At 73.1% G+C, this 24,364-nt stretch carries 22 protein-coding genes and 1 pseudogene; 9 read left to right on the top strand and 14 right to left on the bottom strand.

Annotated features, from left to right (window positions below):
* Positions 1–33: 33 nt before the first annotated feature.
* Positions 34–822 (bottom strand): annotated as a pseudogene (locus F7P10_RS35140) (DMT family transporter); the annotation flags it as partial.
* Positions 823–912: 90 nt separating this feature from the next.
* On the opposite strand from F7P10_RS35140, the gene F7P10_RS35135 reads away from it, so the two are divergent.
* Entirely contained in the window at positions 913–1,518 is a 606-nt protein-coding gene (locus F7P10_RS35135) for a TetR/AcrR family transcriptional regulator (protein ID WP_151016163.1), read from the top strand.
* 110 nt (positions 1,519–1,628) lie between these two features.
* Positions 1,629–1,766 (top strand): hypothetical protein, encoded by a 138-nt coding sequence (locus tag F7P10_RS42890; RefSeq protein ID WP_176611785.1) that lies wholly within the window; start codon positions 1,629–1,631, stop codon positions 1,764–1,766.
* Between the two features lie 162 nt (positions 1,767–1,928).
* Here the strand turns inward: F7P10_RS42890 and F7P10_RS35130 are convergent, their stop codons facing one another.
* Positions 1,929–3,149 carry an ROK family transcriptional regulator gene (locus tag F7P10_RS35130; RefSeq protein WP_151016161.1) on the bottom strand — a complete coding sequence of 407 codons (1,221 nt, stop codon included), beginning with the start codon at positions 3,147–3,149 and terminating at the stop codon, positions 1,929–1,931.
* A 255-nt stretch (positions 3,150–3,404) separates the two neighbouring features.
* Here F7P10_RS35130 and F7P10_RS35125 point away from each other — a divergent pair, with 255 nt between their 5' ends.
* The 7 genes from F7P10_RS35125 (at position 3,405) to F7P10_RS35095 (ending at position 10,866) form a co-directional block, all read left to right on the top strand.
* Positions 3,405–4,652, top strand: coding sequence for an extracellular solute-binding protein (locus F7P10_RS35125; RefSeq protein ID WP_151016159.1), 1,248 nt, complete (start codon positions 3,405–3,407; stop codon positions 4,650–4,652).
* A 98-nt stretch (positions 4,653–4,750) separates the two neighbouring features.
* Positions 4,751–5,722 carry a carbohydrate ABC transporter permease gene (locus F7P10_RS35120; RefSeq protein WP_151016157.1) on the top strand — a complete coding sequence of 324 codons (972 nt, stop codon included), beginning with the start codon at positions 4,751–4,753 and terminating at the stop codon, positions 5,720–5,722.
* Positions 5,719–6,636: a carbohydrate ABC transporter permease gene (locus F7P10_RS35115; RefSeq protein ID WP_151016155.1), complete on the top strand. Its 918-nt coding sequence runs from the start codon at positions 5,719–5,721 to the stop codon at positions 6,634–6,636. The genes F7P10_RS35120 and F7P10_RS35115 overlap by 4 nt, the downstream gene beginning before the upstream one ends.
* Complete coding sequence (locus F7P10_RS35110; protein WP_254716181.1) at positions 6,633–8,114, top strand: glycoside hydrolase family 3 protein; 1,482 nt, start codon at positions 6,633–6,635, stop codon at positions 8,112–8,114. Before F7P10_RS35115 ends, F7P10_RS35110 begins: the two co-directional genes overlap by 4 nt.
* 159 nt (positions 8,115–8,273) lie before the next feature.
* Positions 8,274–8,738: an Rrf2 family transcriptional regulator gene (locus tag F7P10_RS35105; RefSeq protein ID WP_151016153.1), complete on the top strand. Its 465-nt coding sequence runs from the start codon at positions 8,274–8,276 to the stop codon at positions 8,736–8,738.
* A gap of 27 nt (positions 8,739–8,765) precedes the next feature.
* The gene (locus tag F7P10_RS35100; protein WP_151016151.1) at positions 8,766–9,563 is read left to right on the top strand and encodes a DNA-formamidopyrimidine glycosylase family protein; all 798 of its coding nucleotides are present in this window, start codon (positions 8,766–8,768) and stop codon (positions 9,561–9,563) included.
* Positions 9,564–9,966: 403 nt separating this feature from the next.
* Positions 9,967–10,866 carry a LysR family transcriptional regulator gene (locus F7P10_RS35095; protein ID WP_151016149.1) on the top strand — a complete coding sequence of 300 codons (900 nt, stop codon included), beginning with the start codon at positions 9,967–9,969 and terminating at the stop codon, positions 10,864–10,866.
* On the opposite strand, the gene F7P10_RS35090 is transcribed toward F7P10_RS35095, so the two are convergent.
* The 12 genes from F7P10_RS35090 to F7P10_RS35030 form a co-directional block, all read right to left on the bottom strand.
* Positions 10,853–11,344 (bottom strand): hypothetical protein, encoded by a 492-nt coding sequence (locus F7P10_RS35090; protein ID WP_151016147.1) that lies wholly within the window; start codon positions 11,342–11,344, stop codon positions 10,853–10,855. The two genes, F7P10_RS35095 and F7P10_RS35090, sit on opposite strands and share 14 nt — an antisense overlap.
* A 135-nt stretch (positions 11,345–11,479) precedes the next feature.
* Positions 11,480–11,947 carry a Dps family protein gene (locus F7P10_RS35085; RefSeq protein WP_151016145.1) on the bottom strand — a complete coding sequence of 156 codons (468 nt, stop codon included), beginning with the start codon at positions 11,945–11,947 and terminating at the stop codon, positions 11,480–11,482.
* Between the two features lie 220 nt (positions 11,948–12,167).
* The gene (locus F7P10_RS35075; RefSeq protein WP_151016143.1) at positions 12,168–12,521 is read right to left on the bottom strand and encodes a helix-turn-helix domain-containing protein; all 354 of its coding nucleotides are present in this window, start codon (positions 12,519–12,521) and stop codon (positions 12,168–12,170) included.
* Positions 12,522–12,653: 132 nt separating this feature from the next.
* Positions 12,654–13,919 (bottom strand): CinA family nicotinamide mononucleotide deamidase-related protein, encoded by a 1,266-nt coding sequence (locus F7P10_RS35070; protein ID WP_151016141.1) that lies wholly within the window; start codon positions 13,917–13,919, stop codon positions 12,654–12,656.
* A 560-nt stretch (positions 13,920–14,479) separates the two neighbouring features.
* On the bottom strand, positions 14,480–14,992 hold the full coding sequence (locus tag F7P10_RS35065) for a DUF1990 family protein (protein WP_151016139.1): 513 nt from the start codon (positions 14,990–14,992) through the stop codon (positions 14,480–14,482).
* Positions 14,989–15,594, bottom strand: a complete 606-nt coding sequence (locus F7P10_RS35060) for a CDP-alcohol phosphatidyltransferase family protein (protein WP_151016137.1) — start codon at positions 15,592–15,594, stop codon at positions 14,989–14,991. The genes F7P10_RS35065 and F7P10_RS35060 overlap by 4 nt, the downstream gene beginning before the upstream one ends.
* Positions 15,591–17,093 carry a 30S ribosomal protein S12 methylthiotransferase RimO gene (gene rimO / locus F7P10_RS35055; protein ID WP_151016135.1) on the bottom strand — a complete coding sequence of 501 codons (1,503 nt, stop codon included), beginning with the start codon at positions 17,091–17,093 and terminating at the stop codon, positions 15,591–15,593. The genes F7P10_RS35060 and rimO overlap by 4 nt, the downstream gene beginning before the upstream one ends.
* Before the next feature lie 60 nt (positions 17,094–17,153).
* Positions 17,154–17,849 (bottom strand): helix-turn-helix domain-containing protein, encoded by a 696-nt coding sequence (locus tag F7P10_RS35050; protein WP_254716180.1) that lies wholly within the window; start codon positions 17,847–17,849, stop codon positions 17,154–17,156.
* Between the two features lie 248 nt (positions 17,850–18,097).
* Complete coding sequence (locus F7P10_RS35045; RefSeq protein WP_151016132.1) at positions 18,098–20,851, bottom strand: DNA translocase FtsK; 2,754 nt, start codon at positions 20,849–20,851, stop codon at positions 18,098–18,100.
* A gap of 171 nt (positions 20,852–21,022) precedes the next feature.
* Positions 21,023–22,708 carry a ribonuclease J gene (locus F7P10_RS35040; protein WP_151016130.1) on the bottom strand — a complete coding sequence of 562 codons (1,686 nt, stop codon included), beginning with the start codon at positions 22,706–22,708 and terminating at the stop codon, positions 21,023–21,025.
* A complete protein-coding gene (gene dapA, locus F7P10_RS35035) occupies positions 22,705–23,643 on the bottom strand; it encodes a 4-hydroxy-tetrahydrodipicolinate synthase (protein WP_151016128.1) in 939 nt (312 codons plus the stop codon). The genes F7P10_RS35040 and dapA overlap by 4 nt, the downstream gene beginning before the upstream one ends.
* Before the next feature lie 400 nt (positions 23,644–24,043).
* Positions 24,044–24,247, bottom strand: a complete 204-nt coding sequence (locus F7P10_RS35030) for a hypothetical protein (protein ID WP_151016126.1) — start codon at positions 24,245–24,247, stop codon at positions 24,044–24,046.
* Positions 24,248–24,364 lie beyond the last annotated feature (117 nt).

Here is a 24,364-nt window from a genome sequence, read left to right as displayed (position 1 = left end):
CACCAGGACGCCCAGCAGCGACAGCGGCGGGAGGGTGCTGCCGAACATTGCCCAGCCCCAGATCATCGTGGTGGGCGGCGTCAGGTAGAGCAGGGCCGACACCCGCGCCACGCCCGTCCGGCGGACGTTCACCCAGTAGAGCCCGTACCCCCCGAACATCGCCAGCAGCACCAGTACCGCGATGGCGGACCAGAACGAGGGCTCGGCGGGCGGGACGAGCGCGCCCTCGGACGCGGCGAGCCCCGAGAACAGCACGGCGCTCACCGCGGCCTGGATCGCCAGCGCCTCCGTGATCCCGGCCTTGGGGCGGGTGCGGCGCTCGACGAGGGTGGCGGCGACCAGGCTCAGCATCGCGCCGAACGGCAGCAGGTACGCCCAGGCGGGGGCGCCGCCGGTCAGCTCGCCGCCGACCACGAGCGCGACCCCGCCGAGCCCGCCGGCGAACCCGGCGAGCTGCCGGCGGGTGATCGATTCGCCCAGCAGCGGCACGGCCAGGGCGACCGCGACGAGCGGCTGCAGCGCCGCGATCAGGCTGCTGACGCCCGCGTCGACCCCCTGCTGGGACGCCTCGAAGACGCCGTAGAGGTAGCCGCCCTGCCCGAGGACGCCGATGAGCACGTGCAGGCCGAGTTCCCGCCGCGGGACGCGCGGCCGCCGCCAGGCGGCCCACAGGGCCAGGACGGGCAGCGCGGTGAGGAACCGCCAGGCGAGCAGGGTGCTCGCGGGGGCGCTCTGCGCGCCGAGTTCGGCGCCGATGAATCCCGAACTCCACAGGACGACGAATCCGGCGCCGAGCAGCGCGTCCGTCCGTTGCGAGGTCATCCGCCCTCCATAGATATACATACCGGTATACCTACACTACCCACACCGGTGGGTATACTCGTGGTGCACGCCGATCGGAAGGAGCGCGCGATGCCCGCCACCGCCCCCGCGGACCGCCCGCTGACGCCCGCCGCCCGCCGGGTCCTGGAGGTCGCGAGCGAGCTCTTCTACGAACGCGGCATCACGAGCGTCGGCATGGAGCTCGTCGCCGCCGAGGCCGGGGTCACGAAGAAGACCGTCTACGACCGGTTCGGCTCGAAGGACGCGCTGATCATGGCGTACCTGCGCGCCCGGGACGAGCGCTGGCGCGCCTTCATGGACGAGCGACTCGCCGCCGTCCGCGACCCGCGCGAGCGCGCCCTCGCCTCGTTCGACGCGCTCGGCGCCTGGCTCGCGGCCGGTTCGGGACGCGGCTGCTCGATGGTCAACGCCTGCGCCGAACTGCCCGACGCGTCCCATCCCGTGCACGGGCTCGCCGCCGAGCAGAAGGCGTGGACCCGCCAGCTGTACGCGCGGCTCGTCCGCGACCTCCCCGGGGACGGCGGCACGGGGACGCTCGCCGAGCAGCTCGCGATCGTCCACGAGGGCGCGAACGTCGCCTACAGCGTCGGCGGGGTGCGGGACGCGGCCGCCCTCGCGCGCGCCACGGCGGACGCGATCCTCCCCCGCGCCGTCCGCCCTAAGCAGGAGGTCTGATCTCGGTTTCCTCCTTTGGGCGGATACCCCCGGGCCCTTTCTCTGGGAAAATGAAGATGTACGGGGTTGCGGGGAGTCGGGGAAGGGCTCGCCGCGGAACGGGGAATCGCATGACACCTACCGCACGGAGGGCCGCCGCGCTGCGGCGCAGGCGCCAGGTCATCAGCCAGACCGTCATCGACCGCGCGCTGAACGACCCGCGCAGGCACGACGAGCCCGCCGACGCACCGACCACCACGGCCAAGTAACCGCCCGTCCGGGCGCACGCACGGGGAGGCGCCCGCGCGAACCACGACCGCCCCCGCCGATCCTCCGGCGGGGGCGTCGGCGTCTCCGCCCGCCCTCGTCCGCGTCCCCGGCGCGGCGGCGGTCTCGGGCGGCGATCTCGGGCGGCCGGGGACGGCGGGCGGTCAGTCCTCCCCGGGGGCCGAGAAGACGTCGTCCCGGGCCCGCTCCAGGGCCGCGTGGACGGCGCCGCGCAGCACCGGATCGCCCTCCACCTCGGTCACCGCGACCGTGGGACGGGTCGGGCTGAGCCGCCCCACCGCCCGCTCGATCCGGGCGGCCAGCGGCGCGCCGCCCGCGTGCCCGAGCTGCCCCGACAGCACCACCAGGCCGGGGTCGAGCACGACGTTGACCGAGATGACCCCGTAGGAGATGCGGACGGCCAGCTCGTCCAGGAACGATCCGCCGCGCTCCTCGTCGGCGACGGCGGCGCGCACGCAGTCCACCGCGGTCGGCTCGGCGATGCCGTGCTCGTGCGCCAGCGCGCGGACGGCGTCCGCCCCGACCAGCGAGCCGTAGCCGCCGGCCAGGGCCGGGATGCCCCAGGTCGTCGACTCGGTGACGCCCTCGTCCTCGGGGCGGCGGGCCGCGCCGAGCGGGAGCGGCGCCCCCGGGACGGGCAGGTAGCCGATCTCGCCCGCGCCCCCGGAGCGGCCGCGGTGCAGCCGCCCGCCCAGCATCACCGACAGGCCCATGCCGCGGTCGAACCACATGAGCGCGAAGTCGTCGGCGTGCCTCGCGGCGCCGTACGCGCGCTCGGCCAGGGCGGCGAGGTTGACGTCGTTCTCGATCGTCACCGGTCGGCGCAGGTCCGTGCGCAGCGCCGCGAGGACCCCCTCGTGCCAGGACGGCAGGTCGAAGGCGAACTTGACGTCGCCCGAGCGGGGGTCGACGACGCCGGGGGTGCCGATCACGAACGCCTTCAGCCGGCCCGCCGCGACCTTCGCCGACCGGCACGCCTTCACCACGGCACTATGTACGGTTTTAACCGGATCGTCCGATCCATTCGGATCGACGGTAACCTTGGCGACCATCCGGCCGGTGATGTCGGCGACGCCCGCGGTGACCCCGTCCGGGCCCACCTCGAGGCCCGCCACGTAGGCGCTCGACGGCACCACGGCGTACAGGGCGGCGTTCGGGCCGCGCCCTCCGGCCTGCTCCCCGACCACCGCCACCAGTCCCCGCTCCTCGAGCCTGGACAGCAGTTGGGAGGCGGTGACCTTCGACAGCCCGGTGTGCTCGCCGATCTGCGCGCGGGTGAGCGGCCCCTGCTCCACGAGCAGGTCCAGCGCCGCGCGGTCGTTCAACTCACGCAGCAGCCGCGGCGTTCCCGGGCGTCTGGCCATGCTTGGCACCCCTCGATGTCTCAATCCGCTAACGGGCAGTTTTGTTTAGGAAAGTTTCTTGTTAGTTTACGCGCAAGCGCCGACCGGCCCCTACCCGGGACCGGTGGACGCGCGCAGAGCGCCGAGCGGCGAGCAGGGCGCCCGCGAACCATGCGACTGCGAGCGGGGCATGACCGGACCCTAAAGGGTCGGAGTGCCCGGCTCACACCGCAGGCCACAAGGCCGCGCGAGGCGATGCCGGAAAGGAATCCCCCAGTGAGGTACATCAAGATGGCGGCCGCGGCGGCCGCGATCGCCCTGGCCGCATCGGCCTGCGGCGGCGACGGCGGCGACGGCGGGAGCGAGAAGGTCCCCGCCGAACTCGAGGTCTGGATGATGGGCGAGGGCACGCCCGAGCAGACCGAGTTCCTGGACGGCGTCGAGACCGAGTTCAGGAAGACGCACCCGGATACCGACGTCAAGATCAAGTACGTGCCGTGGGCGCAGGTCGCCACGCAGTTCCAGAAGGCCGCCGCGAGCGGCGAGGGCCCGGACGTCACCGAACTCGGCAACACCGACGTCCAGTCCCACATCGAGCAGGGCAACCTCGCCGACATCTCCGACCAGTTCGGCGACTGGGCCGACGCCCAGACCCTGAACAAGACCGCGCTGGAGAACGACCAGGCGGACGGCAAGACGTACGCGGTGCCGTGGTACGGCGGCGTGCGGGGCGTCTGGTACCGGCAGGACTGGTTCGAGGAGCTCGGCATCACGACGCCCAAGAACTGGGCCGAGCTGACGGCGGCCGCCAAGAAGATCGAGGACGAGAAGGACGTCCCGGGCATCGGCGTCGCGAGCGACCACACCAACGCGATCATCAGCTTCGTCTGGGGCAACGGCGGCGAGGTCGCGGTCCAGGAGGGCGAGGAGTGGGCCGGTAAGCTCGACCAGCCCCAGGCGGTGGAGGCCGTGCAGTACTACGCGGGCCTCGACGACTCCGGCAAGTACGTCGGCAAGAACGAGCTGGAGGGCCCGCAGCGCGACTTCGCGCTCGGCAAGGTCGGCATGTACTTCGACGGCAGCTGGGCGCTGAAGCAGCTCAAGGAGATCTCCCCCAAGAACGCCGAGAACTGGGCGGTCTTCCCGATCCCGACCAAGACCGGCGGCAACGCCCCGGTCATGGCGGGCGGCTCGGACGTCGCCGTCTGGCGCGACACCGCGAACACGAAGGTGTCCTTCGAGTACATCAAGGTCCTGAACAACGCGAAGAACGCCAAGGCGTGGGCCGACTACAGCGGCTTCTCGTCCATGCGCTCGGACGTGTCGTTCTCCGACCCCAAGCTCGCGATCTTCACCGACATCGCCAAGAACACCAAGTTCCCGCCGATGACCGCCGGCTGGGCCGAGTTCGAGCAGGCCAAGAAGGTCCTGCCGAACACGGTCAAGGCGATCATGCAGGGCGGCGACGCCGCGGCGGAGATGAAGAAGGCCAACGAGCAGGCGAACACGCTGCTCAACCCGTGACACCGGGCGCCCCCGCCGCCGCGCGCACGGCGCCGCGGCGGCGGGGGCCGCGCTCCGGACCAGTCACGGCCGCCCGTCCCTCCTGAACGGAACCGCCCATGCTCGACACCGCTCCCGCGGTGCGCAAGCCGCCCGGCCGCAGATCCGCCGGCCGCTCGCGCCCGCGCCGCCGGCCCCGCTTCGGGCCGTACCTGCTGATCGCGCCCACCGTGGCCGTGATCGCCCTGCTGATGTTCTGGCCGATGATCCAGATCGGGATCATGTCGTTCCAGGAGGTCGGCAACCGCCAGCTGCGCGGCGAGCCGGCCGAATCGGTCGGGTTCGAGAACTTCAGCGAGATCCTCGGAGACCCGTTCTTCTGGCAGACGCTCCGGCACACGGTGCTGTTCGCCGTCGTGGCGGTGTCGCTGACCATGGTGGTCGGCACCCTGGTGGGGCTGCTGCTCAACAAGCTCGGCAAGAGGATGTCGAACCTGGTCGCCGGGGGCGTGATGGTCGCGTGGGCGACCCCGCCGATCACCGCGGCGATCATCTTCACCTGGCTGTTCGGCACGACCGGCGGGCTGGTCAACTGGACGCTGGACCTGCTCCCCGACTTCCTGGTCGGCGGCGACTGGCTCGGCTACAACTGGTTCGCCAAGCCGCTGCCCACCTACACGGTCCTCACCATCTGCGTGGTGTGGCAGGCCTGCCCGTTCGTGGCCGTGTCCGTGCTCGCCGGGCTCAAGAGCGTCCCGCGCGAGCTGTACGAGGCCGCGCGCGTCGACGGCTCCGGCCCGTGGCGGACGTTCTGGAGCATCACCTACCCGATGCTCAAGCCGATCTTCCTGGTCGTGCTGGTCATGTCGATCATCTGGGACTTCAAGGTGTTCACGCAGCTGTTCATCATGTCCGGGATGGCCAACCGGGACGCCTTCAACCTCTCGCTGTACGCGTACTCGGAGGCGTTCGGCTCGATGAATCCGAAGCTCGGCGACGGCTCGGCGATCGCGCTGGTGCTCACGCTGATCCTGCTCATCGTCACGGCCCTGTACGTCCGGGTCATGGTGCGTCAGGGGGAGACACGATGAACGCGCCGACCAAGCTTCCGGCGCTCCTCGGGGGCGGGGCCGCGGGGGCCTCCGCGCACGCCGGGAGGTCCGGCCGGAAGAAGCGGCTCTCGAAGATCACCTGGAACGGCATCGGCCTGCTGGTGTTCGCGTTCGCGGTCTTCCCCGTCTTCTGGATGGCCTCCACCGCCTTCAAGCCCAACGAGGAGATCTTCAGCTCCACGCCGAAGCCGCTGCCGACCGACCCGACGCTGGAGCACTTCGACGTCATCGTCAACGGCTCCGTCGCCGAGGTCTCGTTCTGGAAGTACTTCGGCAACAGCGCGCTGCTCGCGCTCGGCACCGTCCTGGTGTCGGGGCTGCTGGCGCTGCTGGCCGCCACCGCGGTCGCCCGGTTCCGCTTCCGGTTCCGCACCACCTTCCTGGTGATGCTGCTGATCGTCCAGATGGTCCCGCTGGAGGCGCTGGTCATCCCGCTGTTCCTGGACCTCAAGCACCTCAACATGCTGAACAGCATGTGGGGCCTGCTGGTCGTCTACATCGGGTTCGCGGTGCCGTTCGCGATCTGGATGCTGCGCGGGTTCGTCGCGGCGGTGCCGCGCGAGCTGGAGGAGGCCGCGGCCATCGACGGCGCCGGCCCGGTCCGGACGTTCTTCCGGGTCATGCTCCCGCTCGTCGCGCCGGGCCTGGTCGCGACCAGCATCTTCTCGTTCATCACCGCGTGGAACGAGTTCATCTTCGCCTTCACGTTCCTGGACGACCAGGACAAGTACACCCTGCCGATCATGCTGCAGTTCTTCTTCGGCCGCAGCGGCAACTCCTGGGGGCCCATCATGGCGGCGTCGACGCTGCTCACGATTCCCGTCATCATCTTCTTCCTGATCGTCCAGCGCCGCATGGTGACCGGGCTGACCGCCGGGGCGGTGAAGGGGTGACGACCGACGACATCGCCACCACCGGGGAGATCACCCGGCTGGCGCGCGCGGCGCTCTCGCCGTCCTTCCCCGGGGCGACCGCGCCGGGCTGGCTGCTGGACGAACTGGAGCGGGGCCTCGGCGGGGTCACCCTGTTCGCCCTCACCGGCAACGTGCCGAGCCCCGGGTCGCTGGCCGCGCTCACCGCGCGGATGCGCACCGCCGGCGACCCGCTGGTCAGCATCGACGAGGAGGGCGGCGACGTCACCCGGCTCGGCGGGCACGCCACCGGCAGCCCCTACCCGGGCAACGCCGCGCTCGGCGCCGTCGACGACCCGGAGCTGACCCGCCGGATCTACCGGTCGATGGGCGCCGAGCTGGCCGAGGTCGGCGTCAACCTCAACTTCGCGCCGTCGGTGGACGTCAACACCGCCGACGACAACCCGGTGATCGGCACCCGCTCGTTCGGCGCCGACGCCGCGCTGGTCGCGCGGCACGCCGCCGCGGCGGTCGCCGGGACGCAGGAGGCGGGCGTCGCCGCGTGCGCCAAGCACTTCCCGGGGCACGGCGCGACCGTCGTCGACTCCCACCTGGCGATCCCGCTGGTGGACGCCGACCTGGACCTGCTGGACCGCCGCGAGCTGGTCCCGTTCCGGGCCGCGATCGACGCCGGCGCGCGGGCGGTGATGACCGGGCACCTCAACGTCCCGACGATCACCGAGGGGCTGCCCGCCACGCTGTCCCCCGCCGCGATCACCGGGCTGCTGCGGGAGCGGCTCGGCTACCCGGGCGTGATCGTCACCGACGCGCTCGACATGCGCGGGGCGAGCGGCGCGATCGGCATCCCCGAGGCGTCCGTGCGGGCCCTCATCGCGGGCGCCGACCTGCTGTGCCTCGGGCCGAACGAGCACGCCGACACGCTGCGCGCGACGCTGGCGGCCGTCGAGGCGGCGGTGCGGGACGGACGGCTGTCGCCGCACCGGCTGCGCGACGCCGCCGACCGCACCGACGCGCTCCGCCGGTGGCTCTCCCGCGAGATCCCGGCGACGCCCGACCGGGACGCCGGGCTGGAGGGCGCGCGCCGCGCCGTGCGGGTCACGGGAGCGCTCCCAGGTTGGACGGAGACACCACCGCTGGTCGTCGAGGTCGAGGCGTCCGGGAACATCGCGGTCGGTCCGACGCCGTGGGGCCTGCACCCGTGGGCGCCCGACGCCGTCCGGGCCGCCGGGACGGACGGGAACGCGGACCGCGTCCTGGATCGTGCCAAGGGACGCGGACTCGTCGTCGTCCTGCGGGACGCGCACCGGCACGCCGCCCAGCGGTCCCTGACGACCGCGCTGCTGACGGCCCGTCCCGACACCGTGGTCGTCGAGATGGGGCTGCCGGTCTGGCGGCCGGGTTCGGCCGTCTACCTGGCCACCTACGGCGCGGCCGCGGCCAACGCGCAGGCGGCCGCCGAACTGCTCGGGCTCGTCCCCGCACCGGACGGGACGGCCTGATCCGCAGCCCTCGGGGGCGCCGCGCGGCTCCCGGGGCGCCCCGCTCGTGGTGCGTCCGCCGGACAACGGCCCGGTTCCGGTGGGCGCACCACGTTCCTTTTGCGCATCGGTCTCCGGGGGACCGCCCGACCAGTCCGGCCGGCGAGGGATAATACGTGCATGCGATTGTCCGCCCGGGTCGACTACGCGCTGCGTGCCTCCGCGGAGCTGGCGGTGGCCGGGAGTCATCCCGTGACCGCGGTCCAGCTTGCCGAGGCCCAGCAGATCCCGCCCAAGTTCCTCGAGAACATCCTCGGCCAGCTCCGCCGCTCCGGTCTCGTCCGCAGCCAGCGCGGGCCCGAGGGCGGCTACTGGCTGGCCCGGCCCGCCGAGCAGATCTCCCTGGCCGACATCATCCGGGCGATCGACGGACCGCTGCTGGGCGTGCGCGGCGAGCGCCCCGAGCACGTCGGCTACGAGGGCCCCGCGCGGTCCCTCCAGGAGGTGTGGATCGCGCTGCGCGCCAGCGAGCGCGCGATCCTCGAGCGGGTCCGCCTCTCGCACATCGCCGCCGGCGAGCTGCCCGACTCCGTCCGCGTCCTCACCGAGGACCCGTCGGCATGGGAGAGCGGATCGCTCATCTAGCGGCGAGACCGCCCGGAGGGCGGTGACGTGCCGGAGGGGGACGTCGTCCGGCTCGCGGCCCGGCGGCTGCACGAGGCGCTCGCCGGCCGGCCGCTGACGCGCTCGGACTTCCGGGTCCCCCGGCTCGCGACCGTCGACCTGCGCGGCCGGACCGTCCTGGAGGTCGTGTCGCGCGGCAAGCACCTGCTGATCCGCGTGGAGGGCGGCGTGACCGTCCACACGCACCTGCTGATGGAGGGACGCTGGCGGGTGCGGCGCGCCGGGCCCGTCCCCCGCGACCACCGGGTGCGGCTCGTGCTCGGCAACGCCGAATGGCAGGCGGTCGGCAGCTCGCTCGGGCTGGTGGAGCTGCTGCGCACCGCCGACGAGGACGGCGCCGTCGGGCACCTCGGCCCGGACCTCCTCGATCCGGCGTGGGGGCCCGAACTCGCCGCCGAGGCCGTCGCGCGGCTCGCCGCGGACCCCGGCCGTCCCGTCGGCGAGGCGCTGCTGGACCAGACGCGGCTGGCCGGCATCGGCAACGTGTACAAGGCCGAGGTCCTGTTCCTGCGCGGCGTGCACCCGTGGACGCCCGTCGGCGACGTGCCCGGCATGTCCGGACTGGTGGAGCTCGCGCACCGCCTGCTGGCCGCCAACCAGGACCGGTACGGGCACGTCACGACCGGTGACCTGCGGCGCGGCCACGAGCACTGGGTGTACGGGCGGGCCGGACGCCCGTGCCGCCGCTGCGGCACCGCGATCCGCCGGGCCGGACAGCCGTCCCCGTCCCCGTCCCCGTCCGCGGACGATCGCGTCACGTTCTGGTGCCCGCACTGCCAGCCCTGACCGCGCACCCCGGACGCCCGGGGATCACACCGCACGGCCCCGCGCGTGCCCCGGCGGCGCGCCGGTGAGGTTCGGTGTCGAGGCCCCGGCACCACTCGTCGGCCGCGAAGTGCCCGACGGGCGCGGGCCCGATCCGACCGGCACGGATCGTCGAATCTGACCGCCCGGCCGGTCCGACCTGCACGAACCCACCTGCACGAACCGACCGGCACGAGCCCACCGGGGCGAGGGGTCGGGCGGGGCGAGGGGTCGGCGCCCGCCCGGCACGCCCGGGACGCCGGGCGGGTCGCCGCCCGCGGCAGGTCGCCGGATCCGGCGCCCGCACGCCCCATCATCGAACCGGCATATACCCAAGTCAATTCTCAGGTTTCCTTGGACAACCCCAAGGGCTACCTTGGGGATCATGACCTTGGACGACCTGCGGGTCTTCGTCGCCGTCTGCGAGGCGGGCAATCTCAGCGCCGTCGCCCGCGACCTGTCGTGCAGCCAGTCCGCGGTGAGCCAGCACGTCAGGCGGCTGGAACGGGAGACGGGCCTGGTGCTGCTGGAGCGCCGCCCGCGCGGTGTGGTGCCCACCGGCGCCGGGCGGGTCCTGCGGCGGGCCGCGGCCGACGGCCTGTCCGGACTCGACGCGGCCCTGCGCCTCCTGGACGATCTGCGCCGCGGCGTCGGCGGCACGGTGCGGGTCGCGACCGGCGCCACGACCGTCCGGCACTTCATGGCCGGGGGCGTCGCGGCGTTCCGCGCGCGGCACCCCGAGGTCGCCCTGCAGTTCGAGACGGCCGGGTCGAGCCGCCGCTGCCTGGAGGCCGTCCGCTCGCACGCCGCCGACCTCGCGTGGGTGACGATCGGGCCGCCACTCGACGGCGTCGAGCAGCGCGCGTCCTGCGAGCTGCCGTGGGTGCTGGCCGTCCGCAGCGACGACCCGCTCGCCTGCCGGGCGTCCCTCGCGCTCGGCGACCTCGCGGAGATCCGGCACATCGAACTGCCCGAGCACGCCACGTCCCGCGTCCACCTGGAGATGCGCCTGGAGGGTCACGGGCTCCGGCTCGCGTCCACGGCGAGCGTCGCCGACTGGGACACCGCGCTGCTGCTCGCCGAACTCGGCCTCGGCCACGCGATCCTGCCCGCGCTTCCCGGCTGGCGCGACGGTTCCGGCGCCGGTTCCGGGGACGTCCGGCTGATCCCGATCCCGGATCTGCCGCCGCTGGCCGCCGGGTGGGCGGCCCGGGACTGGGACGCGCTCAGCCCGCTCGCCGTCGAGTTCGCCGAGACCGTCCTGGAGCGGCTCAACCGGCGGTGACGCGCCCGTCCGCCACGGTCATCCGGGCCTGCGGGCCGCCCTTGCCGCAGTCGGGCCCGCCCGGGTAGGTCGCCTTCGGCGTCACCCGCAGGGTTTCCGCGAGCAGTTCGCCGCCTCCGTCGTCCCGGAGGGTGATCTCGACGTCGACGGGCCGCTCGGGCAGGTCCGGCACCGGGGCGAACCCGGTCCGGCCGCCGTCCGGTGACGCCGAGGCGCCGCACGCCGCGTCCGGCCCGTCCCCGTCGCACCCCATCGGCACGGACGTCGAGGACGGCCGGAGCGTGATCGGCGGCGTCCGGCAGGCGCCGTCCCAGCACACCCGCAGCGACGCCGACGCGACCCGGGCGGCCTCCGGCGGCCGCACGTCCACGCTCACCCCGGACGGGGACCCGATCGCCGGGCAGGCGACGGGCGTGTCACAGCCCGCCGCGAGCAGCGCCCCCGCGACGATCGCGCCGATGCACGCGCCCTTTCCCAACACTCCCATGGTTCATGGACGCCGCCGCCCCGCCGGGCGTTCCCCCGGAACACGCCGAGGCCCCGGTCCGTACGGACCGGGGCCTCGGCGTCGTGGGCCGCCCGCGCGGATGGGCGGGCGCGATGGTCGGGTCTGTCAGGTCTGCGCCTGGAACATCCAGTGCTGCTTCTCGAGTTCGTGGGTGATGCCGATGAGCAGGTCCTGGGTGACCGGGTCCGGCTCGTCGGTCTCGGCGATGCGCTCCCGGAAACGGCCGATGATCTGGGCGAGGACGTCGGTGACCGCGCTGACGACCTTGTCGTCGGCGAGGTAGCCGGCCTCGAGCTGCGGGAGCTCGCTCCGGTCGGCGACCGTGCGGACGCGGCCGTCGGGGCTCACCCCGATCGCCACGGCGCGCTCGGCGACGTCGTCCTGGCTCTGCCGGGCGAGGTCGACGACCTCGTCCAGGTGCTCGTGGACGACCTTGAAGTTGCGACCGGTGAGGTTCCAGTGCGCCTGCTTGGCGACCAGCGCCAGATCGATGAGGTCGACGAGGGCGCCCTGCAATGCGTTCCCCACGACCTTCTGCGCCGTCTCGGTGAGGGGGCTCTTGACCGCCGCCATTGTGGGCTCCTTCCGCGTCGTTACGGTTATCCGTTACAACCGGTGAGAATCCCCCGCTATGCCGTGCCCAACCGTGAGACCGCGCACACCCGCGGCCGGGTTCTCCGGACGGGCCGGTGACGGCGAGCGGCAGCCGCCCGGGGCGGCGATCCCCGAGCAGGCACCGTCGAGCGGCGGCCCCTCGGGCCCCGCCCCGGCGAGGGCGGCCGTCGGCCGCCGCTCAGGCGGCGACCATGTCGGCGCGAAGCTCGCCCGTGATCTCCTCCGGCGTCTCCGGAATGCTCTCCGCGGGAATGCGGTCGTGCTCGGGGGCACCCGCCATGACGGGCTCGTGCTGCAGCTCGGCGAGGGCGAGCTGATCCGCGACGTCCCTCAGCACGTGCGACAGCGGCACTCCCAGAGCCTTGCAGATCGAGGAGAGCAGCTCCGAGGACGCCTCCTTCTGCCCTCGTTCCACCTCGGAGAGATAACCGAGGGAAACCCGCGCCGCCGCGGACACCTCACGGAGGGTGCGTCCCTGGCGCAGCCGCAGCTGCCGCAGTACGTCACCGAGCAGCTGGCGAAGCAGGACCATCGTCTCGCTCCCTCCCTCAGTTCGGACCATCTGCCACTTCCACCGTACCTGCCTTGACGGTGACCATGGCAGACCGTTGATTTCGTGTTCGCTCGCAACGTAACGCTGTAATCAGCCCGACTCTTCCCGAACTTACCGGACGAACTCGCCCCAGGCGTCCGCCCCGAGCCCCAGCAGAACGCGTCTGAGCTGGTCAAGCGCGTGAACAACGGTCATCCGGCGGATGACGTCCCGGGTCTCCGGACCGGGACCGGGTACGGGGAGTTCCGGCTTGGTGACGGTGCGCGTATCGCCGGGTCCGGCCACACCGATATAGACCGTTCCCACGGGACGGCCGTCCTGGGCCTCCGGCCCGGCCACGCCGGTGACCGCGATCCCGTACGTCGCGCCGAGCCGGTCCCGGACGCCCGCCGCCATCGCCGCCGCGACGTCCGGGTGGACGGCGCCGTGCTCGGCGAGCAGGTCTCCGGGGACGCCCAGAAGGCGCCGCTTCAGTTCCGTCGCGTAGGTGACCATGCCGCCCGCGAACGTCGCCGACGAGCCGGGCATCGCGGTCAGCTCCGCGCCGATCAGCCCGCCGGTGAGCGACTCGGCCGCCGCGACCGTCGCGGACCGCTGCGTCAGCAGCCGGTGCACGACACGGTCGAGCGTCTCGTCCTCCACGCCGTACACGGCGGAGCCGACCAGCTCGCGGACGCGCTTCTCGACGCCGGCGAGGCGGTCCCACGCGTCCGTCCCGGCGACGGTGACGCGGACCCGGACCTCCGCGGGCTGCGGCAGGTACGCGAGCCGGACGCCGTCCATCGCCTCGATCTCGGCGAGCCGGGTGGCGAGCACCGACTCCCACACGCCGGCCGTACGGAGGGTGCGGCGGGCGACCTCGGACGGCCCGGCCAGCTCGGGCAGCACCACCTCGTCCATGATCGTGCGCATCTCGAACGGGACGCCGGGCAGCGCGTACACGACACCGCCGGGCAGTTCGACGCGCAGCCCGGGCGCCGATCCGGCCGAGTTGCGCAGCAGCCCCGCCCCCTCCGGCACGTCCGCCATGCGCAGCGCCATCTCCCGGACCTCGTGCCCGGCCGCCGCCGCCCGCTCCCGCAGCCGCGCCGCGACGCCGGGGTCCCGGACGAGCGGGACGCCCGCCGCGGCGGCGAGCGCGTCCCGCGTGAGGTCGTCGTAGGTGGGCCCGAGCCCGCCGGTGGTGATGACCGCGTCGGCGCGGCCGAGCGCGGCCGTCACCGCCTCGACGATCACGCCGGTCTCGTCGCCCACCACGACGCTGCGGGCGACCTCCACACCGCGGTCGGCGAGCCGCCGCCCCAGCCATGCGGCGTTGCCGTTGATCGTGTCGCCGAGGAGCAGTTCGTCCCCGACCGTGAGCAGCTCGACGCGCATCCCGTCCCCTCCCGATCAGGTCCCCGAATCTACCGCCGCCCACCGACGGCGGGCACGGGCCGGACGCGGGCGGAGGCGGGCCGGAACGCCCGCGCACGGCCCGCGCACGGCCCGCGCGGGGCCCGCGCGGGGCCCGCGCCGCCGGTCGGCCGCCTCGAATGACCGAATCAGGACGAATCTCACGTTGTACCCGAAAGCCGACCGCGCCGCCTCCGAGCCGCTTTTTTCTCGCCGAACAAAACATCGGGTACACATGGCGTTCATCGTCCTGTCATACGTGCACGTCGCGCGCGACTCGGACCGCACCCGGGCCGCATATCGGCACGTCCGCCCCGGCCGCACCGCCCCACATTCGGCAGAAGTGAGCGTCATATTGTGAGTCAAAACTCATCCCTGCGATTCGCGTAGCACCCCGAATCGCAGGGATAATTGGGAGCGCGGGGCACCGTGAACGGGGCCGCGGAACCACGACCGGGGTGGGCGTGGTTCCGCGGCCCGCTCCGTTCCGCCCCGCCGTTCCGCTCCGCCGTTCCGCTCCGCCGCTCCCCGTGACCGGACGGTCAGTGCCGGAGCAACCTGCGCAGCGCGACGCCCAGAGCGTGCGCGTAGAGGCGCTGGAAGACCGGAGCGGCCGGCCCCGCCAGCCGCGCCGCCGCCGTCGCGGGCCGGCTGAACGAGGTGACGGTCAGCCACACCGCCCCCGCGTCGTCCGGCTCCACGACGAACGACTCCTCGCCCGACATCGGGTGCCCGCGCAGCGTCCCGTACCCGAAACCCGCGCCGCGCTCGTCCTCGCGCACCCACACCACCCGGCACGGCGCCAGCAGCCGCAGCGGCCCGGCCCCGGCACCGATCGCCACCTCCGCGCCGGGCTCGGCCCGCGACGCCGACGCGCGCACCCGGACGGGCAGCGCGCGGTGCATCCGCAGGCTCAGGACCGCGTCCGCCGCGGCCGGCAGCGCGTCCGGCCCCTCCCCCACGCGCATGCGAACCCGCAGGTACCGGTAGCCCTCGGGACGTGTCCCCGCGCGCGTGGCCCCGACCTCCGGATAGGTGTACCCGTCCGCCGTCACACGCTCTCCCCGTGCGCCCGCCCGCCCGAGCGGCGCAGTCGCCAGGCCTGGACGATGTAGTCGACGCCGGTGACGAGGGTGACGGCCAGGGCCGTCGCCATCGTCGCCCAGCGGATCGGGTCGAGCGGACCCGGCAGGATGAACAGGCCGATGGCGATGACCTGCAGCATCGTCTTCAGCTTGCCGCCCTTGCTCGCCGGGATGACCCCGTAGCGGATGACGACGAGCCGCAGCAGCGTGATGCCGATCTCGCGGATCAGGATCGCGGCGGTCACCCACCACCAGAGCTCCCCGAGGAGCGACAGGCAGATCAGCGCGGCCCCGGTCAGCGCCTTGTCGGCGATCGGGTCGGCGATCTTGCCGAAGTCGGTGACCAGGCCGCGGGCGCGCGCGATGTCCCCGTCGATCTTGTCGGTGATGGACGCCGCCGCGAACACCGCGAACGCGGCGAGCCGCCAGCCGGTGCCGTCCAGGAACAGCAGCCACACGAGCAGCGGGACGAGCGCGATCCTCAGCAGGGTGAGCAGGTTCGCGATGTTGTAGACGCTGGCGGTGGGCGTGTCCCGGTCCTCGGCCACCGGGTCCGGCGCGCCGGCCGTCACGGTGCGCCCGCGTCGGCGATCAGGTCGACGCCGTCGCTGCCGACGACGCGGGCGGTGACGATCTCGCCGAGCGCGAGACCCGCGCCGCGCACGAGCACCGTGCCGTCCACCTCGGGGGCCTGGTGGTCGGCGCGTCCCTCGAACCCGCCGTCGTCCGTCTTGTCCTCCAGCAGCACCCGCACCTCGGTGCCGACGCGGTCCTCGGCGCGCTGCGCGGTCAGCTCGTCGGCCAGCCCGGTCAGCTCCTCGACGCGCCGCGCGACCTCGTCCGGGTCGACCTTGCCGTCCAGCTTCGCGGCCTCGGTGCCCTCCTCGTCGGAGTAGCCGAACACGCCGATCGCGTCCAGCCGGGCGGCCGACAGGAACTCGGCGAGCTCCTCGAAGTCGTCCTCGGTCTCGCCGGGGAAGCCCACGATGAAGTTCGAGCGGACGCCCGCCTCCGGCGCGTGCGCGCGGATCTGCTCGAGCAGTTCCAGGAAGCGCGGCCGGTCGCCGAACCGGCGCATCGCGCGCAGCACCGGACCGCTGGCGTGCTGGAACGACATGTCGAAGTAGGGGGCGACGCCGGGCGTGGCGCCGATCGCCTCGACGAGTCCGGGCCGCGTCTCGGCGGGCTGCAGGTAGCTCACGCGGACGCGCTCGACTCCGGCCACCGCCGCGAGGCCGGGCAGCAGCCTCTCCAGCGCGCGCAGGTCGCCGAGGTCCTTGCCGTAGGACGTGGAGTTCTCGCTGACCAGGACGAGCTCGCGGGCGCCGTGCGCGGCGAGCCACCGGGCCTCCTCCAGCACCTCCTCCGGCGGGCGCGACACGTACGCGCCGCGGAACGCGGGGATCGCGCAGAACGTGCAGCGGCGGTCGCAGCCGGACGCCAGTTTCAGCGGGGCGACCGGGCCGCCGCCGAGCCGCCGCCGCAGCACCCGGGGACCGGACGCGGGCGCGACGCCGTCGGGCAGGTCACCGCCCGGCGCGTCACCGCCGGACGCGGCGCCGGACGCGGGGCCGGACGCCGGGCCGGACGTGTCGCCGTCCGCGCCGCCGTGCCCGGGGATCGCCACTCCGGACGCGGACGAGCCGCGCTCCACCGGGCTGATCGGCAGCAGGGTCCGGCGGTCGCGCGGGGTGTGCGCGGTGTGCGCGCGCCCGGCCAGGACGTCGTCGAGCCGGTCGCCGATGCCGGCGTAGTCGTCGAAGCCGATGACGGCGTCGGCCTCGGGCAGCGCGTCGGCGAGCTCCTTGCCGTACCGCTCGGCCATGCAGCCGGCGGCGACGACCTTCGCACCGGAGTCGTGCGCGGCCAGCAGCGTGTCGATCGAGTCCTTCTTGGCCGCCTCGATGAACCCGCAGGTGTTGACGACCACGACGTCGGCGCCGTCCGAACCGTCCGAACCGTCCGCAAGGTCCCACCCCGCGTCCTCGATACGGGCGGCGAGCTCCTCGGAGTCGACCTCGTTCCGGGCGCAACCGAGCGTGATCAGCGAGACCTTACCGCGAGTGGACATGCCCCCTAAGGTAATGGGCTCCGGCCGCCGGGGGGACCGGTGGGCCGATCGTCGCGCGCGTCAGGCCGCTTCGGGGTCGTCGCGGTCGAAGCTGAGCCGCTGCACTCCGCCGTCCTCGCCGGGCGCGCCGAGTTCCTTGCCGTTCACGGTGAGGTCGACGCCGCCGCCGATGCCGATCACCATGGCGATCTCCTTGTCGGCCGTCCACCGCTTCTGGTCGCCCTTGCGCATGATCCCGGTGAACAGCGCCTTGCCCGCGCCGTCGCGGACGCTCAGCCACACGGTGCGGTTCGCGGTGGCGCGCACGTCCACCTCCGTGCGCGGCGCCGCGGCGACGGGGTCGCTCTTCTTCGTCGGCGCGCTCGACGGCGTCGCGGACGGCGACGTGCCGGGCGTCCCGGCGACCTGCGTGGCGGTGCGCCGCTCGCCGCCGTCCGGGCCGACGACCTGGACGACCGTGTAGACCACGACGAGCGCGAGCGCGAGCGCCATCGCGGCGCTCCAGTTCGGCGGGCGGCGCTCGCGGAACTCCCGGACCGGCTGCTCGGGCTCGAACGCCGAGACGGCCGAGACGGGCTGCGGCGCGCCGCCGTGGGTGGCGTCGAACTCGCTGACGAGGGGTTCGGGGTCGATGCCGATGACCCGCGAGACGCTCCGGATGTGGCCGCGCGCGTAGAAGTTGCCGCCGCAGGGCGCGAAGTCGTCGGCCTCCATGCCGCGGATCACGGTCTCCCGGATCCGCGTCTGGAGACTCACCTGAGTCACCGAGAGACCGGCTCGCTGTCGCTCATTCGCCAGGGTCTCTCCGATGCTCACGCCGAGCCTCCTTCGGGGGCGACTATGACCGATCCCACATCCGTGGCTCCAGTCTAGGAAGGGCATGCCCCCCGTGCGACTCGCAACGCGTTCGAATGTGGGCAAGATTTCGCATCATTCCGTCATGATCGTCCACCGTCCGCCGCCGTCCCGCGCGAAATCGCTGATCATCGGCGAGACGGCCGTTCCTAGCCGGCACCGCGAATCTCCGCGAGCACTCCGGGCAGATCGTCCGGTTTGGCGAGAACGTCGCGCGCCTTGGAGCCCTCGCTCGGGCCGACGATGTCGCGGCTCTCCATGAGGTCCATCAGTCGGCCCGCCTTGGCGAACCCGACCCGCAGCTTGCGCTGCAGCATCGAGGTGGAGCCGAACTGCGTCGACACGACCAGCTCGACCGCCTGGACCAGCAGGTCCATGTCGTCGCCGATCTCCTCGTCGATCTCCTTCTTCGGTTTGGCGGCGTCGCCGACGTCGTCGCGGTAGGACGCCTCCATCTGCCCCTTGCAGTGGCCGACGACCGTCGTGATCTCCTTCTCGGCGACGTAGGCGTTCTGGAGCCGCATGGGCTTGCTCGCGCCCATCGGCAGGAACAGCGCGTCGCCCTGCCCGACGAGCTTCTCCGCGCCGGGCTGGTCGAGGATGACGCGGCTGTCGGACAGCGATGAGGTCGCGAACGCCAGCCGGGACGGGACGTTCGCCTTGATCAGCCCGGTGACGACGTCGACGGACGGGCGCTGCGTCGCCAGCACCAGGTGGATCCCGGCGGCGCGGGCTAGCTGGGTGATCCGCACGACCGAGTCCTCGACGTCGCGCGGCGCGACCATCATCAGGTCGGCGAGCTCGTCGACGATCACCAGCATGTACGGGTATGGGGTGTACACGCGCTCGCTGCCGGGCGGCGGCACCAGCTTGCCCGCCTTGACGGCCTTGTTGAAGTCGTCGATGTGCCGGTACCCGGACGCCGCCAGGTCGTCGTAGCGGCGGTCCATCTCGCCGACGACCCATTCGAGGGCCTCGGCGGCCTTCTTCGGGTTGGTGATGATCGGCGTGATCAGGTGCGGGATGCCCTGGTACATCGTCAGCTCGACCCGCTTGGGGTCGACCAGGATCATGCGGACCTCGTCCGGCGTCGCCCGCATCAGGATCGAGGTGATGAGCCCGTTGATGCAGGTCGACTTACCGGCGCCGGTCGCGCCCGCGATGAGGATGTGCGGCATCTTGGCCAGGTTCGCCACGACCGTGCGGCCCTCGACGTCCTTGCCCAGCCCGACGATCATCGGATGGTGCTCGTTCGTCGCGGCGGGGGCGCGCAGCACGTCGCCGAGGCTGACGATGTCCTTGTCGGTGTTGGGGATCTCCACCCCGATCGCCGACTTGCCGGGGATCGGGGAGATGATCCGCACGTCGGCGCTCTTCACCGCGTAGGCGATGTTCTTGGTCAGCGCGGTGACCTTCTCGACCTTGACCGCCGGGCCCAGCTCGATCTCGTACCGGGTGATCGTCGGGCCGCGGGTGAACCCGGTGACCTGCGCGTCGATGTCGAACTGCTCGAGCACGCCGGTGAGCGCGTTCACCACGGTGTCGTTGGCCTTGGTGCGCGGCTTGGCGGCACTGCCGGGCCGCAGCGCGGACGGGTCCGGCAGCACGTAGATCTCGCCGGACGACGACAGCGGCAGCTGCTCGGAGCCGCGCGGCGCCGGGGTCGGATCGGGGATCTCGCGCTCGGCCGCGTCGCGTCCGGGGGCGCCCGGTTCGGGGGGCGGTGCCTCGGCCGCGGGCGGGTCGAACGGGTACGGGTCGTCGTCGCCGGGCGGTGCGGGCGGCGGGACCTCGGCGCCGAACGGGTCCGGGTCGAACAGCTCGTCGGCGAGGTCGCGGCGCGTCGGGGCGGGCTTCCCGGACCCGCCGGACGCACCGGCCCCGCCGGCCTCGTCGTCCAGCAGCGGCGAGTCGTACGGGCGGGAGTGCTCGCCGATCTCCGGCTCGCCGTTCTCCGCGTCCCCGTCCGCGGCCTTGCGGCCCTTGCGGCGGCGCTTGCGCGGTGCCGGCCCGTCGTCCCGCGCCGCGTCCTCGGCGCCGTCGGCGGGCGCGGATTCGGGACGGCCCTGCAGGGTGGCGACCGACCACAGTTCGGCGAGCCGCTCGGGGACCTTGTTGATCGGCGTCGCGGTGACGACCAGCAGCCCGAACCCGGACAGGAGCAGCAGCAGCGGGACGGCCACCCAGCCGCTGAGCGCGGTGTCCAGCGGCGCCGAGACGAGCCAGCCGAGCACCCCGCCCGACTCGCGGACGCCCGGCATGTCGTCGGCCGGGGCCGGCAGCCCGGCGGCCAGGTGCAGGATGCCGAGGACGCCGGCGCCGAGCGTGGTGATGCCGATGGCGACGCGCCCGGTGTCCTCGTGCTGGTCGGGGTGCCGGAGCGTCCGCCACGCGAGCAGGGCCAGCAGGACGGGTACGCCCATCGCGACGATGCCGAGCCCGCCGCGGATCACCTTCTCGAGCGCGACGCTGACGACGCCGTCCGGCCGGAACCAGGTCACCGAGGCGACCACGATGGCGGAGCCGAGCAGCGCGAGCCCGAGCCCGTCCCGCCGGTGCTCGGGGTCGAGGTTGCGGGCGCCGTTCCCGTACGCGCGGAACACCGAGCCGACGGTGACGGCGGCGAGCTGCCAGAGCTTGAACAGCAGCTTGAAGACGCCCAGGATCGCCTGCGGGATCGGGTCGGGTTTGGCGGCCGGGGCCCGCTTGAAGCCGCCCTTGCCCTGCGCGGGCTTGCCGCCGCTCCTGCCGCCGGTCTTGGCACCGCCCTTCGGGGCGGTCTTGCCGCCGCTCCTGCCGTTGCCGCTGGATCGCTGCCGGGGGGACGACCCGGCGGGTCGGCGAGCCGGGCCGCCCCCGGCGCGGGAGGAGCTGTTCGCCTCTCCGGACGCACGTGTGGCCATGATGACGAGGGTAACCAAGCATCGGCGGGCGTCCCAGGGACGGCGGCCGGGCGTGTCGCGGACGGCGCGGCGGCGGGCGGGTGAACGCGCGGCCCGGATCCGGGCCGGATCGGGCGCCGCGGGGCCGGCCGTGCGGCCCCGCGGCGTCCGTGCGTCCGGACCGCGGGCGTCCTAGACCTCGACGACCACCGGGATGATCATCGGGCGGCGGCGGTACTTCTCGCTCACCCACTTGCCGACCGTGCGGCGGACGAGCTGGTTGAGCTGGTGCACGTCGTTGACGCCGTCGCCGGCCGCGTCGGCGAGGACGCCCTCGAGCCGTTCGAGGACGTCCTCGAAGTCCTCGTTGACGATCCCGGCGCCGCGCGCGTGGATCTCCGGCCCCGCCACCACCTTGCCGGAGGTGGAGTCGATGCCGACGACGATGGAGACGAACCCCTCCTCGCCGAGGATCCGGCGGTCCTTCAGGGACGTCTCGGTGACCTCGCCGACCGACAGCCCGTCCACGTACACGTACCCGGCCGGGACGGCGCCCACGATCTTCGCCGCGCCGTCGACGAGGTCGACGACGACGCCGTCCTCGGCGATGACGACGTTGTCCTCGGGAACGCCGGTGAGCATCGCGAGCTTCGCATGCGCGCGCAGGTGCCGCCACTCGCCGTGGATCGGCATGAAGTTGCCCGGCTTCGTCACGTTCAGGACGTAGAGCAGCTCGCCCGCCGGGGCGTGCCCGGACACGTGCACCAGCGCGTTGCCCTTGTGGACGACGCGCGCGCCCCAGCGGGTGAGGCCGTTGATCACGCGGTTGACCGAGTTCTCGTTGCCGGGGATCAGGGACGACGCCAGCACCACGGTGTCGCGGTCGGTGATGCGGATCTGGTGGTCGCGGTTCGCCATCCGCGACAGCGCCGACATCGGCTCGCCCTGGGAACCGGTGCACACCAGCACCAGGTTGTCGGGCGGGACGTCGTCCAGCTGCTTCGGCTCGACCATGATCCCCTCGGGGACCTCCAGGTAGCCGAGCTCGCGGGCGACGCCCATGTTCCGCACCATCGACCGTCCGACGAAGCACACCCGCCGGCCGTTGGCAACGGCGGCGTCCAGCACCTGCTGCACGCGATGGACGTGCGAGGCGAAGCACGCGACGATCAGCCGGCCCTCGGCGGTGCGGAACACCTCGTCGACGACCGGGCCGATGTTGCGCTCGCTGGTGACGAACCCGGGGACCTCGGCGTTGGTGGAGTCCGACAGCAGCAGGTCGACGCCCTCGGCGCCGAGCCGCGCGAAGCCGGGCAGGTCGGTGAGCCGGCCGTCCAGCGGGAGCTGGTCCATCTTGAAGTCGCCGGTGTGCAGCACGACCCCCGCGGGCGTGCGGACGGCGACGGCCAGGGCGTCCGGAATCGAATGGTTGACCGCCAGGAACTCGCATTCGAACGGTCCCAGCGTGCGCCGCTCGCTCTCGGCGACGACGTCGACGACCGGTTTGATGCGGTGCTCGGCGAGCTTGGCCTCCAGCAGCGCCATCGTCAGCTTCGACCCGATCACGGGGATGTCGCGGCGCTCCCGCAGCAGGTACGGGACGGCGCCGATGTGATCCTCGTGCCCGTGCGTCAGGACGATCGCCTCGATGTCGTCCAGGCGGCCCCGGATGTAGTCGAAGTCGGGCAGGATCAGATCGATCCCCGGTTGCTCCGTCTCGGGGAAGAGGACGCCGCAGTCGACGACGAGCAGGCGGCCGCCGTACTCGAACACCGTCATGTTGCGGCCGATCTCCCCCAGGCCGCCGAGCGCGACGATGCGCAGACCGTGCTCGGGCGGCGCGGGCGGTTCCGAGAGCTCCGGGTGAGGATGACTCACCGGGCGACCTCCGGGATGGCGACCTCCGACACTTTGACTCCTCCGTTTGCAAGGTCTTCTTGCAGTTGCGCCACGAACTCCGGCGTGGCCTCCACCAGCGGAGCGCGGAGCGGGCCGCCTCCGGGGAGGCCGAGCAGGTTCAGCGCCGCCTTGACGGCGATGGCGCCCTGCGTACGGGTCATGATGGCGGCGACCACGGGCAGCAGCCGCCGGTGGATCTCCAGCGCCCGCTTGTGCTCGCCGGCGAGATGGGCGTCGATCATCTCACGCAGTTCCGTACCCACGACGTGGCCGACCACGCTGACGAACCCGGCCGCGCCGACCGACAGCCACGGAAGGTTGAGGATGTCGTCGCCGGAGTACCAGACGAGGTCGGTCTCCGCCATCACCCGGGACGCGCCGAACAGGTCGCCCTTGGCGTCCTTGACGGCGATGATCCGCGGGTGCTCGGCGAGCTGCACCAGGGTGTCGTTCTGGATCGGCACTCCGGCGCGCCCGGGGATGTCGTACAGCATGCACGGCAGGCCCGTCGCGTCGGCGACCGCCGTGAAGTGGCGGACGAGCCCCTCCTGCGGGGGCTTGTTGTAGTAAGGCGTGACCACGAGGAGCCCGTGCGCGCCGGCGGCCTCGGCCTGCCGCGCGAGTTTCAGGGTGTGCTCGGTGTGGTTCGTCCCAGCGCCGCCGATGATCACCGCGCGGTCCCCGACCGCGTCGATGACCGCGCGAAGCAGTTTCTGCTTCTCCTCGTCGCTCGTCGTCGGCGACTCGCCGGTCGTCCCGTTGACGACCAGGCCATCGTGGCGCCGCTCGTCGACCAGGTGGGTCGCGAGGCGCGCGGCGCCGTCGTAGTCGACGCCGCCGTCCGGCAGGAACGGAGTGACCAGCGCGGTCAGCATCCGTCCGAACGGAGCGTCGGTGGATGTGCTGGGTGCCATGGTACGAACGGTACCGCTCCGGCGGTTCCCCTTGGACCCGCAGGTCGCGCTCAGGGCAAAGCCTACCGAATTGCCCCTTTTGAGACCGTGCTCGGACGCCCGGTTCGTGCCCCGCCGGGACGGTCCGCGACCTCGCGGACGCGAAGGAGCCACTGCCACACGCTCGGGGGTACGCGTGGCAGTGGCTCCATCGACATCGTGGCACGCGAACGCCTCGCTACGGGGTCGGTCCGGCCACTCTCCGGACTCGGTTGCATAACGCGCCCATACCCGACATCACGCCTGGACGGCGACGCCCGTCCGCCTCCCCCGCCGAGCCCCCACCGAGCCCCCACCGAGCCCCCACCGAGCCCCCACCGAGCCCCTACCGAGTCTTCGGCGAGCACGCGGCGAGCGTGCGTCAGGCCTCGGCCGCCGCGCGGCCGGGCGCGAACTCCCGCAGGCGGACGCGCAGCTCCTCGACGTCCGGCGTGCGGACGAGATCATTGCCCCGGACGGCCCACCAGTACCCGGACCCGCCACGTCCGATCCGCCACCCGGTGAACTCCGCCGACAGCTCGCTGAGGCGGTCGCCGTCGTGCCGCGCGGTCTGCTGAATGGTCATCGGCCTCGTCCCCACTTCCTCGTGCCGTCCGCCCTCCGGCCCGCCGCTCGGGCCGGGCGCGCCGCACCGGGGTCTACCCCGGCGGAGCCCGCGTACCCGCCCCTTTCTACCTGGGGA

The sequence above is a fragment of the Actinomadura sp. WMMB 499 genome (genome assembly GCF_008824145.1).
Classification (GTDB): domain Bacteria; phylum Actinomycetota; class Actinomycetes; order Streptosporangiales; family Streptosporangiaceae; genus Spirillospora.
This window is presented reverse-complemented; position numbering and strand designations above follow the sequence as displayed.